The following is a 16259-nucleotide window of genomic DNA, read 5'->3' as shown; positions in this document are numbered from 1 at the left end:
GGCTCACCCCGCCACGCCCCGCCGCCCGGATCAGTTACGTCTGCGTGCCCTACGGCTCGGGCAGCGCCATCGTGTACCAGCCGCTCGCCGAGGCGCTCCCCGGTGACGAGGCGCTGTACGCGCTGTCCATCCCCGGCAACGACATCGGTCTCGACGAGGAACCGATGGACTTCGACGAGCTGGCCGAGCGGACCACCCAGGAGATCCTGGCGATCGAGGGCCCGCTGGTGGTCTACGGCCACTGCGGGGTCGGCGCCGCGCTCGCCGTGGAGCTGGCCCGCCGGGTGGAGGCCGCCGGACGGGAGGTCGAGGCGGTCTACATCGGCGCGATCTTCCCCTTCGCCCGTCCCGGCGGTCTGTGGAGCAGGCTCGTCCGGCCCGACGTCCTCGACCGGCTGCGGGGCAGCCGCCGTGACCTCGACTCGCTCAAGGCGCGTGGCGTCGACCTGGACGAGCTGGAGCCGGGGGTCGCCGACCGGATCGTCCGCACCATGCGGCACGACTCGCGGGCCGCCGAGCGCTACTTCACCCGGCTCTTCGACACCCCCGACCGTGAGCGGCTGCGGGCCCCGGTCGTCTCGGTGATCGGCGAACGCGACCCGGCGACCCAGATGTACGAGGAACGCTTCCGGGAGTGGCACTTCCTCACCGACACCGCCGCCCTGGTGGTGCTGGACGAGGGCGGTCACTTCTTCCTGCGCTACCGGGCCGAGGAGCTGGCCGACGTGCTCCGCGTCCACACCCGGCTGGACGATCCCCCGCCGCGTGCCGAGGACGACACCTGGTGGGTCCACGAGGTCGCCGCCGCGAACGAGGACACCGCGCCGGCCGACACCGTCAGGCCCGGCATGGGCCGCTTCCTGACGATCGCGGCGGGCCAGCAGCTCTCGCTGATCGGCTCGGCGCTGACGGGCTGGGCGCTGCCGATCACCGTGCTGATGGACTCCGGGTCGATCGCCCAGTTCTCCACCCTGGCCGTGCTGAACCTCGCGGGCCTGCTGCTCTCCCCGCTGGCCGGGGCGATCGTGGACCGGGGCAGCCGGCGGAAGGTGATCCTGCTCGCCGACGTCGCCTCCATGGTGGTGACGGCGGTGCTCGCGGTGCTGGTGCTGAGTGGCGGTCTGCAGCAGTGGCACACCTACGTGCTGGTCGCCGGCCTGTCCGTGACCAGCACCTTCCAGCGGCTCGCCTTCGGCTCGGCGGTGCCGCAGCTGGTCCCCAAGCACTTCCTGGGGCACGCGATCGGGGTGACGCAGCTGACCAACGGCGTGGCGCAGCTGGTCGTGCCGCTGGTGGCGGCCGGGCTGCTCAGCCTGATCGACCTGGGCGGCATCGTGCTGATCGACGTGGCCAGCTACGCCTTCGCCATCGCCACGGTCGCCCTGGTCCGCTTCCCGAACACGCTGCCGTGGCGTCCCCGGGAGCCGCTCGCCACCGAGATGGCCAAGGGGTTCTCCTACACCTGGCGGGACCGGGGTCTGCGGTCGATGCTCGGCTTCTTCGCCGTCCTCAACCTCTTCCTCTCCCCGCTGATGCTGCTGGTCTCCCCGCTGGTGCTCTCCTTCGCGAGTCTGACCGAGGTGGGGACCATCTCGGTCGTCTCCGGCCTCGGGGTGCTGCTGGGCGGCGCCACCATGGCGGTGTGGGGCGGCCCGAGCGGCAACCGCTTCCGGGTGGTGCTGGTGACCACGGTCTGCATGTCCGCGGGCGGCCTGCTGGTGGGCCTGCGGCCGTCCCTGGTGACGGTGGGCGTCGGGGCCTTCGCCCTGACCTTCTTCCTCACCCTGATGAACTCCGTCTACACGACGATCGTCCAGCTCAAGGTGCCGTTCCGGTACCACGGCCGGGTGTTCGCCCTGAACACGCTGGTGGCCTGGTCCACGCTGCCGATCGGGATGGGCCTGATCGCTCCGCTCGGCTCCGGCCTCTTCGACCGTCTCCTCACCGACGACGGCGCCCTCGCCTCGACGGCGGGGCTGCTGGTCGGCACGGGTCCGGGCCGCGGCATCGCCCTGATGTTCGTGCTCTGCTCCGCGGCGATGGTCCTCGTGGTCGCCGGCGCACTGCGGATCCCCCGGTTGCGCCACTTCGACACCGAGATGCCGGACGCAGTCCCGGACGACCTCCTCGGGGTGGAGACCCTGAAGGAACGCCGGCGCACGGCGGCGGTCTGACGCGGGGGCGTGCGGGCCCGGCCCGCACGCTCCTCGTCAGGGGTACGGGCGGGTCAGCGCGTGGCGCGGTACGCGGCCGTGATCTGCCGCACCACGACGTCCGGGTGGGACATCATCACGACGTGGGAGGCGCCCTTGACCTCGACGGTCCTGCTCCGGGCGCGTTCGGCCATGAACCGCTGCAGGGCCGGCGGGATGACCCGGTCGGAGCCCGCGACGACGTACCAGGACGGCAGGGTCTTCCAGGCCGGGACCCCACTGGGCCCCGACAGTCCGTTCAGGCTGCCCGGACGCTGGGAGACGGCCATCACCCGGGTGGTGGAGCGCGGCAGGTCCGCGGCGAACACCTCGTGGAACTTCGCCGGGTCGATGTACCCGTCGGCGTCGGTCCCGCCGGGCAGGGGCCGGGTCACCAGCGCGCCCTCCAGTCGGCTGCCGGGGAACCTGCGCGCCAGCTGCAGCGCGTTCTCGCCCTCGTCGGGCGCGAAGGCGGCGGCATAGACGAGGGCCTTCACGTGGTCGTGGCCCCGGGCTGCGTTGGTGATCACCTCGCCGCCGTAGGAGTGGCCCACCAGGATCACGGGGCCGGGCAGCGTCGCGAGGACGCCGGCAAGGTACGCCGAGTCACCGGCGAGGTCCCGCAGGGGGTTGGCCGGGGCGAGGACCTGGTGTCCCGCCTCCAGCAGCCGGGCGGTCACGGCGTTCCAGCCGGAGGCGTCGGCGAAGACACCGTGGACGAGGACGACGGTCGCGCCGGTGGCCCGGCCGGTCGCCTCGTCGGCGTCGGCGCGGGTCGTGGTGCCGGGCCTTGCACCGGTGCCGGCGCCGTCGGAGGCGTGCGCGGCGGCGCCGAACGTGAGGGCACCGCCCGCCCCGATCAGTCCGCCGAGCACGCGGCGACGGGAATGGCCTTCGGAAGTCATCGGACGGGGTCCTTTCGTCGGAGGGCGAGGGGCGAGGGGCCGAACCAGCGGGTTCCTGACCCGGTCCGCCGGACCCCTGCGCCGCCCACGTCGGCCGGCACGGGGTCACTCCCGGCCACGACCGTCGCAGGACTCCGATCGTTCACGCCGCCGGCGGTTCGTCGACCCGGCACGCCGAGGGGACTGCGAGCGTTCACCCCGCGACGACCGATCGGCCGAGACGGTGCCATCCTCGACGGGTGTCCTCCTCCTCTTACGCGGGTGCCGTGTTCTTCGACGTCGACGGCACGCTGGTCGCCGGCACCAGTTCCTCGGTCTTCCTGGCCGGCTTCCTCGGTCACCACGACGAGCTGGCCGCGGCGGAGGACGCCTACGCCGCGGGCGAGCTGGACAACCGGCAGGTGTCCGAGCTGGACGCGAAGGCCTGGGCGGGGGTGACCGAGGAGCAGGTCTCCCGTCGGCTCGACACGCTGCCCCTGGTGGCGGGTATCGCGGAGACCGTGGGCTGGTGCCGGAGGAACCGGCTCGCCCCGGTACTGGCGACCCTTGCCTGGTGGCCGGTCGGCAGCCACCTCACCGGCCGCTTCGGCTTTCACGCCTTCGGCGGCCCCCGGCTGGAGGCCGTGGACGGCCGGTTCACCGGCCGGGTCGCCCACCACTTCGACGAGTACGACAAACGGGACCTCGCCCTGGCCCAGGCGCGGGACCTGGGGCTCTCCGCCGCCTCGTGCGGGGCCGTCGGGGACAGCCGGTCCGACCTGCCCCTGTTCGCCTCCGCCGGGGTGAGCGTGGCGTTCAACGCCTCGGGCGCGGCGCGGGCGGCCGCCACCGTGGCGGTGGACGGCGACGACCTGCGCGCGGTGCTCCCCGCGCTGGAACGCCTGGTCACGGCCGTGCCGTAAGGGTCCCGGTGATCACACCCCCGTACGGCACAACCCTCACCGTCGCCCGCCCGCCGTCATACCGCAGGAGGAGAGGACAGTCCCGCCGTCAGCCTCCGGAGGGCATCGGGAACGGGCACCTGGAGGGACGGTCCGCGGCCCCGGCGGGCGTCAGGATGGTCACGTCCCTCAGCAACAGCCCTCAGGAGTGCAGTCACGTGACCACCACCGCCCACCGAACCACCGCAGTGGCCGCCCGCGCCACGGAGCTGTCCAAGGTCTACGGACAGGGTGAGACCCAGGTGGTCGCGCTCGACCGGGTCACCGTGGAGTTCCGGCAGGGTGAGTTCACCGCCATCATGGGCCCGTCCGGCTCCGGCAAGTCCACGCTCATGCACTGCGTCGCCGGCCTCGACACCTTCAGCGGCGGCTCCGTGCGGCTGGGCGAGACCGAACTCGGCGCTCTCAAGGACAAGCAGCTCACCAAGCTGCGCCGCGACAAGGTCGGCTTCATCTTCCAGGCGTTCAACCTGCTGCCGACGCTGACCGCGATGGAGAACATCACCCTGCCGATGGACATCGCCGGCCGCCGGCCCGACAAGGAGTGGGTGGAGCGGGTCATCGACATGGTCGGACTCTCCGGCCGGCTCCACCACCGCCCCGCCCAGCTGTCCGGCGGCCAGCAGCAGCGCGTCGCCGTCGCCCGCGCGCTCGCCTCCCGGCCCGAGATCGTCTTCGGCGACGAGCCGACCGGCAACCTGGACTCGCGTTCCGGCGCCGAGGTGCTGGGCTTCCTGCGCCATTCCGTGCGGGAGCTGGGCCAGACCGTCGTGATGGTGACGCACGACCCGGTGGCGGCCTCGTACGCGGACCGCGTCGTCTTCCTCGCGGACGGGCGGATCGTCGACGAGATGCTCGCCCCGACCGCGGACGGCGTGCTGGACCGCATGAAGGCGTTCGACGCCAAGGGCCGCACGAGCTGAGCCCTCCCGGGGCTCTCTCACCGATGCCGAAGCCGGGGTTGTTCCCCCCGGCGTAGGCCCAGCCCCGGACGAGGTCCCGCGGCGAAGCCCGCAGCGAAGCCCGAGGGCCGTGCCCCGTACCCGGCCCGCTCCCGTCACCCCGTCCGGCCCGCGTCGACCGCGGCCCCGGACGCCCCACCACCTGGACACCCACATGTTCCGTACCGCCGTGCGCACCGTCCTCGCGCACCGGATCAGACTGCTGATGACCGTGCTCGCCGTGATGCTCGGCGTGGCCTTCGTCTCCGGCACCCTGGTCTTCACCGACACCCTCTCCCACGCCTTCCGGAGCCAGTCCGCCAAGAGCTACGACGACGTGGCGGTGGCCGTCACCTCCTACGGCGACCCCGACGACCCCGAGGCCGACCCCGGCGTCTCCCGCAAAACCCTCGACCGGATCCGGGCGCTGGACGGCGTGGCCGCCGCGTACGGCCGCGTCCGCGGCTTCGCCGGCGTGGCCGACCGCGACGGCAAGCTCATCGACGGCGCCTTCGGCAGCCCGAAGGGCTCCAACTTCACCCCCGGCGAGGACGGGCGGGACCCCTCCTACACCTTCGTCCAGGGCTCCGGCCCGTCGAAGGCCGGACAGATCGCGCTCGACGAGGGCACCGCCCGCAAGGGCGGCTACGAGGTGGGCGACCGTGTGCGCGTGGCCACCAACGGGCCGGTCAGGACGTTCACCCTCAGCGGCGTCTTCACCACCGACGACGGCGAGGTGAAGGCCGGCGGCAGCCTCGTCCTCTTCGAGACGGCGGTCGCCCAGAAGCAGTACCTCGAGAAGGGCTGGTTCAGCGACGTCACCGTCGTCGCCGCCCCGGGCGCCGACGACGAGGAACTCCTCGACGCGATCGAGCCGCTGCTGCCCGAGTCGGCCGAGGCCGGCACCGGCCAGGAACTCGCCGAGAAGCAGGCGAAGGAGATCGAGTCGGGTCTCGGCGCCCTCAAGCAGGTCCTGCTGGGCTTCGCCGGCATCGCCCTCTTCGTCGGCGTCTTCCTGATCTCCAACACCTTCTCGATGCTGGTCGCCCAGCGCACCAAGGAACTCGCGCTGATGCGCGCCGTCGGCGCCACGCGCAAGCAGATCACCCGCTCGGTCCTCGTCGAGGCGGCGGTGGTGGGCGCGATCGCCTCGGCGGTCGGCTTCGCCGTCGGCGTCGTCCTGGCACTCGGGCTGCGGTCCGGCATGTCCGCGTTCGGCATGACCGTCCCGCCGGGACCGCTGGTCGTCACCCCCACCCCGGTGGCCGCCGCACTCGCCGTCGGCGTGCTGATCACCATGCTGGCCGCCTGGCTGCCGGGCCGCCGGGCCGCGAAGATCCCGCCGGTGGCGGCGATGAGCAGCGTCCACGCGGTCGCCACCACCCGGTCCCTGGTCGTCCGCAACACGATCGGCGCGGTCGTCACCGCGCTCGGTGCGGCCGCCATCGTGTGGGGTGCGGGGATCGGCGGCGACGACGGCCGGCTCCGGATCGCGGGCGGCGCGTTCTTCGCGCTGATCGGCATCATCGTGCTGATCCCGCTGCTGTCGCGTCCCGTCATCGCGCTCATCCGCCCTCTGCTCACCGGCCCGTTCGGCGTCTCCGGCAAGCTCGCCGGGCAGAACGCGGTCCGCAATCCGCGCCGCACCGGCGCCACCGCGTCCGCCCTGACCATCGGTCTGACGCTGGTGACCGGCCTGACCGTGCTCGGCGTGACCGTCGGCCAGGCCCTGGACCGGATGACCACGGACAACATCAAGGCCGACTACATGGTGGTGATGGCGAACGGCGGTCCCCTCGACCGGTCGGCGCTGACCGCCCTGGAGAAGGCGGACGGCGTGTCCGCGGTCTCGCCGCAGCAGGCCGTCTCCCTCCAGCTCGGGAGCGGCGGCAAGGACGAGGACCCGGCGGACGGGAAGCCCCGCCGGGGCGACTACCTCTCCGCGTCGGCGGTGACCCCGGGCGCCGTCGAGCAGGTCCTGCGCATCGACGTCGTGCGGGGCGACCTCGGCTCGCTCGCCGAGGGGCGCATCGCGGTCGCCGAGAAGACGGCCACCGCGAAGGGCTGGAAGGTCGGCACGGACGTCCCCGTCACCTTCGCCGACCGTGAGCACGGCACCCTGACGGTCGGCGCGGTCTACAAGGACAGCGAGTTCCTCTCCCCCGTCGTCGTCGGCACCGACGTCGCGGACGCCCACGAGGCGAAGCCGTACATCCCGCAGATCTTCGTCACGATGGACGGCGGCGAGTCCGCGGCGAACGAGAAGGCCCTGGCCCACGCCCTCGGCGACAACCCGGCCATCACGATGATGGATCACCAGGACATCCGCGACCAGTTCGGCGGCATGATCAACCTGCTGCTCAACATCCTCTACGGCCTGCTCGCGATGGCCCTCCTCATCGCCGTCCTCGGAGTGGTCAACACCCTGGCGATGTCGGTCTTCGAGCGGCAGCAGGAGATCGGCATGCTCCGCGCGATCGGCCTCGACCGGCGGCGGGTCAAGCGGATGGTCCGGCTGGAGGCCGTGGTCATCTCCCTGTTCGGAGCGCTGATCGGCGTCGGCCTCGGAGTCTTCCTGGGCTGGGCGATCGGCCAGACCATCAAGTCGTCGATCCCGGGTTACGAGCTGGTCCTGCCCTGGGACCGGATCGCGCTCTTCCTGGTGGCCGCGGGCCTCGTCGGCGTCCTCGCCTCGCTGTGGCCGGCCCGCAGCGCGGCACGGCTGAACGTGCTGGACGCCATCAAGACGGACTGACGACCGCACGGACTGACGACCGCCGTGCGGCGCGCGGGGCCGGGTCCTTCACCCAGGTGAAGGACCCGGCCCCTCCGTTGCCGCGGCAGGCCGGGTACGGAGCCGACCGGGTCGGGCCGGACCGAGGCCTTGGGCGCGGGCGCCCGTCAGAACTGGAACACGAGGTTGCTGCCGACCGCGGCCTCGCAGTCGTTGCCGTACGTCCTGGTGAAGGACACCGGCTGCAGCCGCCAGGTCCCCGTCACCGTGATGGTGACGGGCAGCCAGACCCCGGGGCAGCCCATACCGGAGGCACGCGGGAGCTGGTCCAGCTTCCCGTTGACGGCGGCGATCTTGGCGCAGGCGTCCTCCGGCCTGGGATGCGTCCCGCCGGCGGGCTCGCACAGGAGGGTCACCTGCTTGTTCAGCGAGCCGCCCCAACTCGAGCCGCTCCTGGTCATGGTCAGGCTCGACAGCGCTGCGGCACCGGCCACCGCCCTCTCGGACGCCGGCGCCGCACCGGACACCGCGGAGGCGGTCCCGGCCGCAGCGGCCGGGACGACGGACCCCGCGGTCGCCAGGACCCCCGCGGTCAGCAGCACTCCCAGCCTCTCACTGATCTTCATACGTCTCCGATCCTCGTACACGGGTGCCGTCGCCTGCGGATGTCAGGGACGGCCGGGTCAGAACCGGAACACGTAGTCACTGCGGACCCCGGCATCGCAGTCGCTGCTGTACGTCTTGGTCCAGTACACCGGCTGCAGCCGCCAGGTACCCGTCACCGTGACCGTCGTCGGCATCCAGACGGGCGGGCAGGCGAGGTTCCCGACGGGCTGAAGCTTGTCGAACTGCCCGCCGACGGCCAGCAGTTTGGCGCAGGCGTCCGCGGCGGCGGGGTGGGTCCCGCCGGAGGGCTCGCACTGGAGCGTGACCTGCCGGGCCGGCTGACCGCTCCAACTCGGCCCGCTCTTGGTGATGGTCAGGCTCGACAGCGCGGCCGCGCCGCCGCCCGACGCCCCCGACGAGCCCGCACCGGCCGCGGCGGCCGGGACCACGGATCCCGCGGTCGCCATCACTCCCGCGGCAAGAAGCACCCCAAGTCGCTTTCTCATACCTCTCCGATCGTCGCTTCGGTGTGCCCCACCACCAAAGTCGTGCAGCACTCGTCACCCCACAAGTGGCCCGTCGGCCACCTTGCGCAGGTCCGGAGGGGACGATGCCGGGGTGCACCGGCGACCTCGCGCAGCCACCATCGTGGCCCGCACCGTGATGTCCACGTTCATGCCCACCGATTCCCTGAGGAGCAGACTGTGCGAGGGCACGGCACTGCACCAGAATGGGACAACCACTGCAGCCGTGTGCGGCTTTCGAAGGCATGGAGCCTTGAGGTCGAAGACCGTGACACCACTGGACCAGGAAGGGCATCACGTGAACAGCCGCGCGGCGCGCGAGATGAGGAAGCCGACCATCCCACCGGCTCGGACGCGGTCACCGCGCTCCCGGGGACTCTGTCCTGAGGACGAGGTCGCCCGGCACGTCGAGACGCTCCTACCTGGGTCGTGGGCCTGACATGGAGGCGTGGATCTACTACATCGCGGCCGGGGCTCTCCTGCTGGGAGCGCTGGCCCAATGGCCTGGTCTACGCGCTCTGCGCCACGACCCCCTCAAACGCGCGGTCGCCGTCGTGGCCGTCCTCGGCGCCGGCTGCTTCGCTCTGGGAGCGCCTTCCACCGTCACCGCCATCAACGCGATCAGTGTGCCGAACGCCGCGGCCCCGGTGACCTACGCCACGGTGATGGCCTTCAGTGCGGCCTCGCTCTCTCTCATGATCCAGTGGCGCGGCGGCAGTTCGGACGGTGCACGACGTGCGACGCGAGCCTGTACCGTCGCGTACACCTGCGTAGCCGTCTCCTTGTTCGCGCTCTTCGCCGCGGGGGACGCCCCCGTGGAACGCACGGCCGACCTGGACACCTACTACGCGACGGCTCCGTTCATCCGGGAGATGATCGCCCTCTACCTGGTGGCCCACTTCGTTGCAGCGCTGACCACCGCCGTCCTGTGCGGTCGCTGGTCGCGCCATGCCCACGGCTGGATTCGCCGGTCCCTCATCCTGCTGTGCACCGGCTGGATCAGCGTCACGACCTACAGCGTCTGCAAGTTGACAGCAGTGGGCGCCCGCTGGGCCGGCCAGGACTGGGACGAGCTCAGCACGCACGTGGCTCCGTCCCTGGTCGCCCTCGGCACCGTCTTCGTGATGGCGGGTTACGCGCTCCCAACGCTCGGCAGACGCGTCGAGAGCACGCTGGCCTTCGTCCGTCTTCGACCGCTGCACCGTCTCGTCGTGCCGGCCGACGGCCGCTTCACCGTGCGCCTGCCGGGCGTCTCCGGACTGGACGCACATCTGCACCTCATGCGGAGGGTCAGCGCCATCCGTGACGGCATCCATCGCCTGGATTCCCGCCTGGACGCCCGTGTCCAGGAGCAGGTCTACGACGACCTGCGAAGGGCGGGACGCGATCCGGTGCAGGCCGCCGATGTGGCACTGGCGGCCGTGGTGGCGGTGGCCGCTCGCCCCGGCCCCGCCGTGCCGGACGCGCACAGGGCGGAGATACCCATGGCGGAGGCCTCTTTGGTACGGCTCTCCCGAGCCGTGGAGACACCCGAAGTCGCCGCCGTGGTGCGGGCGCACCACGGCGGCGACGTGCCCTCAGCCTTCTGAGGCAGGAATCCGCGCTGAGCACTGCTCCTCCGGCGATCCGGTCACACACCCTCCTCACTGAGGTGCGGCGCCGTGCCGCCTCCCCCAGGCGGATCCGCGTCCTCCTGATCGCCCGTCCGGTCCAGGCGGCCGAGGATCGCTCGTTCCTCCGAAGTCAGCGGCGGACCGTCGAGCAAGGGGAGCCGCGGGCCTGCGACCGTGGCGGCCACCAAGGCGGGCTTGAGCAGGTGAGCGCCGCTCACCTGCAAGGTGGTCACATCACACATGGCCGCCGAGACCTTGTAGGACGTGGTGGCAACCCGGGCCATGCGGCCGGTGTAGCGGGACAGTGCGCGGTCCAGCAGGGACGGGCTGTCACCCTCGACACCGGGAACCCACCGGTCCAGGGAGGCACTGAGCGCCCAGGCCGCGTCCACCCGCTTGCCGATCTCGCGCTGCACGCGGCTGGACGCACCCGTTGCGTCCAGCCGCCCCTTCTGCGCCTCCTGCTTCAACGCCTTGGCACTGAGCGCGGCAACGGTGATGCCCTGGCCGTAGACGGGATTGAAGGAGGCGACGGCGTCGCCCAGTGCGACGAACCCGTCAGGCAGCCTCACCTTCTCGAAGTGACGGCGCCTGTTGCCCGTGCTCCGGGTCAGCATGACGTCGGACAGAGGCTCAGCGCCCGAGATCAGCCGGCCCACGAGCGGGTCACGGAGACTCAGGGCGTAGGGGACGAAGTCCTCGGCGCGCGAGGAAGGCTCTCCGCCCCGACTGCCGCTGACGCTGACGAGCCAGCGGTCGCCCTCGATGGGCACCAGAACGGCGGACCGGCTCGGCCTGGTCGGGTCCGGTACGGACTGGAGCATGATGAGCGGCAGGCCCTCGGCTCCTGCGGGTATGCGGAAGAGCCGACTGGCATACACGAGCCCGGCGTCGACCACTGCCTCGGGTATGCCGCTCGTGCCCAGCTGTTCGAGCCAGGGCACCGCTCGGGAACCGCGCCCACCGGCATCGACGACCACGTCGGCCGTGAGAGGGTCCGCACCCGCCAGGCGGACGCCGGTGACCTGCTCGGCCGTACCCGTGAGGCCGGTGGCCTCCGCCTTGAGCACAGCGATGCCCGGATGGGACAGAACGGCTCTGCGGACCAAGTGGTCCAGCAGCTCACGACTGCACGTGAGGAGGCAATGGCTCCTCTGCGGCCAGCGGCGGAACCACCCCGCGGGTCCGGTCATGAGCGCGTCGGCCGTCATGGATATGTCCCGGCCACCCGCTTCGAGGATGCTCTCCCGCAGTCGCAGGCCGGGAACCAGGTCTTCGATCGCTTGACGTCCGCTCGGCAGCAGGATGTGCGCGTGCCGGCTCTGAGGTAAGCCCTTACGGAATGCCGGCTGGTCGGGCAGCCTGTCCCGCTCCACGACGGTTACCCGGTCGACCTGGTCGGCCAGGGCAGCGGCGGCAAGGAGCCCGCCCAGGCTCGCCCCGACGACCACAGCACTGCGAGACATGACTCTCCCCGATCTTCATGGTGGGATCACGTTACCTGCACACAACCCTCGGCAACCCCATAGGAATTCAGACATCGAAGGCCACCGTCGATCACCTTCGGTCTCTCGCGGACATAGCCTGGCCCGCACGGCTCGCACTGTCCCGGTGGACCGCTCATTTTCTGACACCTCGGCCTGTCGGACGCGTCCGCCAGACTCCAGCCATGGACGAGAACGCCTTCTGGCAGCTCATCGAAGCGTGCCGCCCCACCGGCCCCGACCCGGACGGCCAGGGGCTGGTCGCCGCCCTGACGGACCGGCTCAGGAAGGGGCCGGTGCACGCCGTGGTCGGCTTCGCCGAGCAGCTGTCCTGGGCCCTGTACCGGTTGGACCGCAGGGAGTACTGCCAGGACCTGTCGGGCGACGGGTTCCTCTACACCCGGGCCGCGGTCGTGGCGGCGGGCCGTGCGGAGTACGAGGGCGTGCTGCGGGACCCGCGGCGGTTCACGCCGTACGCCGACGACCTGGTGTGGGCCGAAGCCCTGCTGTACGTGCCCGACGATGCGTATGAGCACCTCACCGGCGAGGAATGGGACCGCCGCACCCGGTACTCGTTCGAGTCGTACTCCAACACGGCCGGGTGGGCCGACGCACGGTGAAGGCCCGCCGACCCGGAGGGCGGCGGGCCTGCGGCGCGCGGGTGCCGAGGTCAACAGGTCCCGTTGACCGCACCGTTGTAGCCGGTCCACAGGTAGGCGTCGGAGATCCAGGTTCCGTCACTCAGCTTGTCCCACAGCGAGGTGACGCCGAACCGCCCTTCGTGGCTCGTGCCGGTGCGGGAGCAGGAGACGGTCACGACGGCGCCGTCGGCGACCGTGCCGACGACCGCGTAGCCGGTGCCGGGCCCGGACCGTTTGTTCACCGTGCCGCCGCCGTTGGCGTCCACGATGCCCTGGGTCAGCCCGAGTGCGCCGTAGTTGGTGAGGGCGCTGCCCGCGCCGCGGGTGGTGGACCCGTGCATCGCGTAGCCCGCGTAGGAGCCGGTGGTGTAGAAGACCCAGCCGCCGATGCCGTGGTCGGCGATCGGCACGTACGCGTTGTTCTGGCGCAGGCCGAAGTGGACGTGACGGCCGGTGGCGGAGCCGCCGCAGGCGACGTTGGTGCCGGTGTGGCCGAGGAAGGTCCCCTGTGAGACGGCTGCCCCGTTGGCGTTGATGTGCCCGGTCAGGTGGTAGTAGTCGGAGGCGTAGCCCCGGTCGTGGATGACCCGCACGAAGCCCGAGCAGAGGGTGTACGCGGCGCCTGCCCGCGCCGCACGGACCGCCTGGTCGCCGCCGGCGAAGTCGACGGAGCTGTAGGGTCCGCTGGCGCCGTCCCACTGGTGGCCGCCGCCGGTCAGCGTCCACGACGCGCCCGTGGACCAGGGCAGCGCCATGCCCGTGCGGTAGTCCCCGTTGGCCAGCGGCTGGACCAGGTCCCCGGAGGAGCCGTCGGCACCGGCGACCTCGGAACCGGCGACCTCGGCGTCGGCGGAGGCGTCGACAGGGGCATCGGCGGAGGAGAAGAGCTTCTTCTCGTGCGCGGTCACCACGGGTGAGGCGGCGGCGAGGTCGGCGAAGGCCGGTTCGCCGTCGAAGGCGACGGTCCAGTCGCCGCCCTCGGCCCGGGCCACGAAGACGGCCCCGGTGGGAGCCGCTCCCTCCTTCTTCGGAGCCACCACCACCGCGGTGCCGAAGGCCCACGTGCCGCCCTTCTCCCGGGTGATCCTGACCCGCGTCTCCTGGGACGACACGCCGCGGCCGGCGAGGGCGTTCTGGTCCAGCAGCTTCTCGGTCACGGCCGTGGTCACCGAGGTACGGGGCGCCGCCTGGGCGGTGCCGGGAATCACCAGGCCGACGGAGGCGAAGGCGAGGGCCGCGGATATCAGCCCGGCCACGCGTCTGCGATGCAACACCGTTTCTCTCCCTACGTCAGGGGGTTGGTACGCCCGGAGGGCCTAGCGAGGCTAGGGATGCGGAGCCCGCGCGTCCAGAGGGCCGGCCTGATCGTCCGGGGCGGCCGGGGAGGACCGGGCAACGCGACGTCGGATTCCCGCCAGCCCGCAGAACCCGAAGCCGCGATGCTCGATGCCATGAACCGACTTGAGGGAAAAGTGGCCATGGTGACCGGTGGGAGCCGCGGCATCGGCGCCGCCGTGGCACTGCGTCTCGCCGAGGAGGGCGCCGATGTCGCCCTGACCTACGAGAGCAGCCCGGACCGGGCCGCGGAGGTCGTGGAGCGGATCGAGGCCGCCGGCCGCCGGGCCCTGGCGGTCCGGGCCGACAGCGCGGTCCCCGAGGCCCTGACCGCTGCCGTCGACGAGACCGTCGCGGCCTTCGGCACGCTGGACATCCTGGTCAACAACGCCGCCGTCTTCCTGGTCGGCCCGCTCGAGGACCTGGGTCCGGCAGAGGTCGACCGCACCCTGGCGGTGAACGTCCAAGCGCCCTTCGTGGCGTGCCGGGCGGCCGTTCGTCACATGGGCGAAGGGGGCCGCATCGTCAGCATCGGCAGCAACATGGCCGAACGTGCCGTCTTCCCGGGGATGGCGCTCTACGCGATGAGCAAGACCGCCCTCGTCGGCCTGACCAAGGGCCTGGCCCGGGAACTCGGACCCCGCGGGATCACCGTCAACCTGGTGCACCCGGGCCCCACGGACACCGACAGCAACCCCGCCGACGGACCTCACGCGGACGCCATCGCCGGCCTCACCGCTCTAGGCCGTTTCGCGGAGGCGTCCGAGATCGCCGCCACCGTCGCCCACCTGGCGGGCTCCGACGGCCGGTACGTCACCGGTGCGGTGATCAACGTGGACGGAGGCTTCACCGCCTGACGTGCGCCCCGGGCGTTCCGCGCTGCCCGCGGGTGCCCGCGCCGGCGAGCGCGGCATCCGTCGGTCAGCGCGGAGTGAGCAGGCAGAACTCGTTGCCCTCGGGGTCGGTCAGGACGGTCCAGTGGATCTCGGACTGGTCGATGCCGGGGTCACCCGCGCCCAGTGCCCGCAGCCGGGTCTCCTCCGCGGCCAGGTCGTCACCCTTGTACGGGGCGACGTCGATGTGGACGCGGTTCCACCCGTTCTTGGCGTCCGGGGTGCGGACGAACTCCAGGTAGGGACCGACGCCCTTGGCGGAACGCAGGCTCGCGTGGTCGTCGGCGACCTCGTGCACCGTCCAGTCCGTCGCCTCGCCCCAGAACCGGGCCATCGCCCCCGGGTCGGCGCAGTCGACCACCACCGCGGCGATCGGCCCGGTGTCCCCGTAGACCGGGCGGGGCTCCAGCACGCAGAACTCGTTGCCCTCCGGGTCGGCCAGGACCGTCCAGGGGACGTCACCCTGGCCCACGTCGGCGAGCGTGGCGCCGAGGGCCCGCAGTCGCTCGACCAACTCCGCCTGGTGGGCGGGCGAGGTGGTGGCCAGATCGATGTGCACCCGGTTCTTCACCGTCTTCGGTTCCGGGCGGGCGATGATGTCGATGCAGACGGCCGTGGGGTCGGGGTAGGTGAATCCCACGGGTTCGAGGTTGGTCACGCCGGGCGCCTCGCTGTCGATGCCCCAGCCGAGCACCTCGGCCCAGAACCGGCCGAGCGCGGAGTCGTCGTGGGCCTTCATGTTGATCTGCACGAGTCTCGTAGCCATGCGCAGATACTAGAAGCCGCCCCAACTGCCCCTCCGCCCGCCCTACGAAGCCGACTTGGAGTGCGCGCGCTCCCACGCCTCGCGCACCTCACGGGGGACACGCCCGCGTGGGGGAACGTCGTAGCCCCGCGCTCGCGCCCAGGACCGGATCCGCCCCGTGTCCACGGTTGACGTGGCCACAGGCGGCCCGGGCTTCCACAACGTGGGGCGCGAGGGCACGAACCGGTGCCGGGCGCCGGCGGGACCGCGCGGAAAGAGCGGCACCGACACCGTCCCCCGGAACACACCGGCCAGGAAGGACGTGAGCGTCCCCTCATGGGTGAACCAGCGGGGTCCACGTGCCTCGTTGACGGTGACGGGCCAATGGTCGGGCGCGCCCGCGGGGTCGGTCACCCAGAACAGGTACTCGCCGTTGTCGGTGACGCCGCAGGCGAAGAGCCGGTCGGGAGGGTGCGGTACCGGGTGACTGCCCCGTTCCCGGTCACGCCGCAGCTGCTCCCGGATCCGGCCCGGCATGGGCCCGGTGAGGTTGACGAACTCCGTCACCCCGTGCGGGTGGTACGGAGAGAGGTAGTCGTCGAAGGTTCCCGGCCCGTACAGGTCGGCGAGGTCCTTGTAGTCCTGCGGCAACGTCATGCCGAGGCTCGCCTCGACCGCGTCCCAGCGGATGCCCATGGGCGGGCC

At 71.9% G+C, this 16259-nt stretch carries 14 protein-coding genes; 7 read left to right on the top strand and 7 right to left on the bottom strand.

Annotated features, from left to right (window positions below; translation table 11 throughout):
• On the top strand, window positions 1-2174 hold a 2174-nt coding region (locus ACOV8S_RS06735), incomplete at its 5' end, for an MFS transporter (protein ID WP_448316669.1).
• 53 nt (window positions 2175-2227) lie between these two features.
• Here ACOV8S_RS06735 and ACOV8S_RS06730 read toward each other — a convergent pair.
• The gene (locus ACOV8S_RS06730) at window positions 2228-3097 is read right to left on the bottom strand and encodes an alpha/beta fold hydrolase (RefSeq protein ID WP_448316667.1); all 870 of its coding nucleotides are present in this window, start codon (window positions 3095-3097) and stop codon (window positions 2228-2230) included.
• 239 nt (window positions 3098-3336) lie between these two features.
• Here ACOV8S_RS06730 and ACOV8S_RS06725 point away from each other — a divergent pair, with 239 nt between their 5' ends.
• The 3 genes from ACOV8S_RS06725 to ACOV8S_RS06715 all read left to right on the top strand — a co-directional run bounded on the left by ACOV8S_RS06725 (window position 3337) and on the right by ACOV8S_RS06715 (window position 7734).
• Entirely contained in the window at window positions 3337-3999 is a 663-nt protein-coding gene (locus tag ACOV8S_RS06725) for an HAD family hydrolase (protein WP_448316666.1), read from the top strand.
• 197 nt (window positions 4000-4196) lie between these two features.
• On the top strand, window positions 4197-4961 hold the full coding sequence (locus ACOV8S_RS06720; protein WP_351116253.1) for an ABC transporter ATP-binding protein: 765 nt from the start codon (window positions 4197-4199) through the stop codon (window positions 4959-4961).
• A gap of 193 nt (window positions 4962-5154) precedes the next feature.
• Window positions 5155-7734 carry an ABC transporter permease gene (locus tag ACOV8S_RS06715; RefSeq protein WP_448316665.1) on the top strand — a complete coding sequence of 860 codons (2580 nt, stop codon included), beginning with the start codon at window positions 5155-5157 and terminating at the stop codon, window positions 7732-7734.
• Window positions 7735-7880: 146 nt separating this feature from the next.
• Here ACOV8S_RS06715 and ACOV8S_RS06710 read toward each other — a convergent pair whose 3' ends face one another.
• Together ACOV8S_RS06710 and ACOV8S_RS06705 are read right to left on the bottom strand one after the other, a co-directional pair.
• The gene (locus ACOV8S_RS06710; RefSeq protein ID WP_448316664.1) at window positions 7881-8339 is read right to left on the bottom strand and encodes an SSI family serine proteinase inhibitor; all 459 of its coding nucleotides are present in this window, start codon (window positions 8337-8339) and stop codon (window positions 7881-7883) included.
• 57 nt (window positions 8340-8396) lie between these two features.
• Window positions 8397-8825 (bottom strand): SSI family serine proteinase inhibitor, encoded by a 429-nt coding sequence (locus tag ACOV8S_RS06705; RefSeq protein ID WP_448316663.1) that lies wholly within the window; start codon window positions 8823-8825, stop codon window positions 8397-8399.
• A 458-nt stretch (window positions 8826-9283) separates the two neighbouring features.
• Here ACOV8S_RS06705 and ACOV8S_RS06700 point away from each other — a divergent pair, with 458 nt between their 5' ends.
• The gene (locus tag ACOV8S_RS06700) at window positions 9284-10432 is read left to right on the top strand and encodes an MAB_1171c family putative transporter (protein WP_448316662.1); all 1149 of its coding nucleotides are present in this window, start codon (window positions 9284-9286) and stop codon (window positions 10430-10432) included.
• A 41-nt stretch (window positions 10433-10473) separates the two neighbouring features.
• Here ACOV8S_RS06700 and ACOV8S_RS06695 read toward each other — a convergent pair whose 3' ends face one another.
• Window positions 10474-11922 (bottom strand): NAD(P)/FAD-dependent oxidoreductase, encoded by a 1449-nt coding sequence (locus tag ACOV8S_RS06695; protein WP_448316661.1) that lies wholly within the window; start codon window positions 11920-11922, stop codon window positions 10474-10476.
• Between the two features lie 203 nt (window positions 11923-12125).
• Between ACOV8S_RS06695 and ACOV8S_RS06690 the strand changes: the two genes are divergently transcribed.
• Complete coding sequence (locus ACOV8S_RS06690) at window positions 12126-12560, top strand: DUF4240 domain-containing protein (RefSeq protein WP_448316660.1); 435 nt, start codon at window positions 12126-12128, stop codon at window positions 12558-12560.
• Between the two features lie 50 nt (window positions 12561-12610).
• Here the strand turns inward: ACOV8S_RS06690 and ACOV8S_RS06685 are convergent, their stop codons facing one another.
• On the bottom strand, window positions 12611-13855 hold the full coding sequence (locus ACOV8S_RS06685) for a peptidoglycan DD-metalloendopeptidase family protein (protein WP_448316659.1): 1245 nt from the start codon (window positions 13853-13855) through the stop codon (window positions 12611-12613).
• A gap of 177 nt (window positions 13856-14032) precedes the next feature.
• Here ACOV8S_RS06685 and ACOV8S_RS06680 point away from each other — a divergent pair, with 177 nt between their 5' ends.
• Window positions 14033-14773 (top strand): SDR family NAD(P)-dependent oxidoreductase, encoded by a 741-nt coding sequence (locus ACOV8S_RS06680; protein ID WP_448316658.1) that lies wholly within the window; start codon window positions 14033-14035, stop codon window positions 14771-14773.
• 64 nt (window positions 14774-14837) lie between these two features.
• On the opposite strand, the gene ACOV8S_RS06675 is transcribed toward ACOV8S_RS06680, so the two are convergent.
• Window positions 14838-15575: a VOC family protein gene (locus tag ACOV8S_RS06675; protein ID WP_448316657.1), complete on the bottom strand. Its 738-nt coding sequence runs from the start codon at window positions 15573-15575 to the stop codon at window positions 14838-14840.
• Window positions 15576-15617: 42 nt separating this feature from the next.
• A partial coding sequence (locus ACOV8S_RS06670; protein ID WP_448316656.1) for an Lsr2 family DNA-binding protein occupies window positions 15618-16259 on the bottom strand: 642 nt, incomplete at its 5' end.

The sequence above is a fragment of the Streptomyces sp. CO7 genome (genome assembly GCF_053474865.1).
This window is presented reverse-complemented; position numbering and strand designations above follow the sequence as displayed.

Excerpts from the sequence above, each read along its gene's own strand:
- ACOV8S_RS06695 (WP_448316661.1), bottom strand. The coding sequence starts at position 11,922 with ATGTCTCGCAGTGCTGTGGTCGTCGGGGCGAGCCTGGGCGGGCTCCTT.
- ACOV8S_RS06675 (WP_448316657.1), bottom strand. The coding sequence starts at position 15,575 with ATGGCTACGAGACTCGTGCAGATCAACATGAAGGCCCACGACGACTCC.
- ACOV8S_RS06705 (WP_448316663.1), bottom strand. The coding sequence starts at position 8,825 with ATGAGAAAGCGACTTGGGGTGCTTCTTGCCGCGGGAGTGATGGCGACC.
- ACOV8S_RS06700 (WP_448316662.1), top strand. The coding sequence starts at position 9,284 with ATGGAGGCGTGGATCTACTACATCGCGGCCGGGGCTCTCCTGCTGGGA.
- ACOV8S_RS06690 (WP_448316660.1), top strand. The coding sequence starts at position 12,126 with ATGGACGAGAACGCCTTCTGGCAGCTCATCGAAGCGTGCCGCCCCACC.
- ACOV8S_RS06715 (WP_448316665.1), top strand. The coding sequence starts at position 5,155 with ATGTTCCGTACCGCCGTGCGCACCGTCCTCGCGCACCGGATCAGACTG.
- ACOV8S_RS06710 (WP_448316664.1), bottom strand. The coding sequence starts at position 8,339 with ATGAAGATCAGTGAGAGGCTGGGAGTGCTGCTGACCGCGGGGGTCCTG.
- ACOV8S_RS06730 (WP_448316667.1), bottom strand. The coding sequence starts at position 3,097 with ATGACTTCCGAAGGCCATTCCCGTCGCCGCGTGCTCGGCGGACTGATC.
- ACOV8S_RS06680 (WP_448316658.1), top strand. The coding sequence starts at position 14,033 with ATGAACCGACTTGAGGGAAAAGTGGCCATGGTGACCGGTGGGAGCCGC.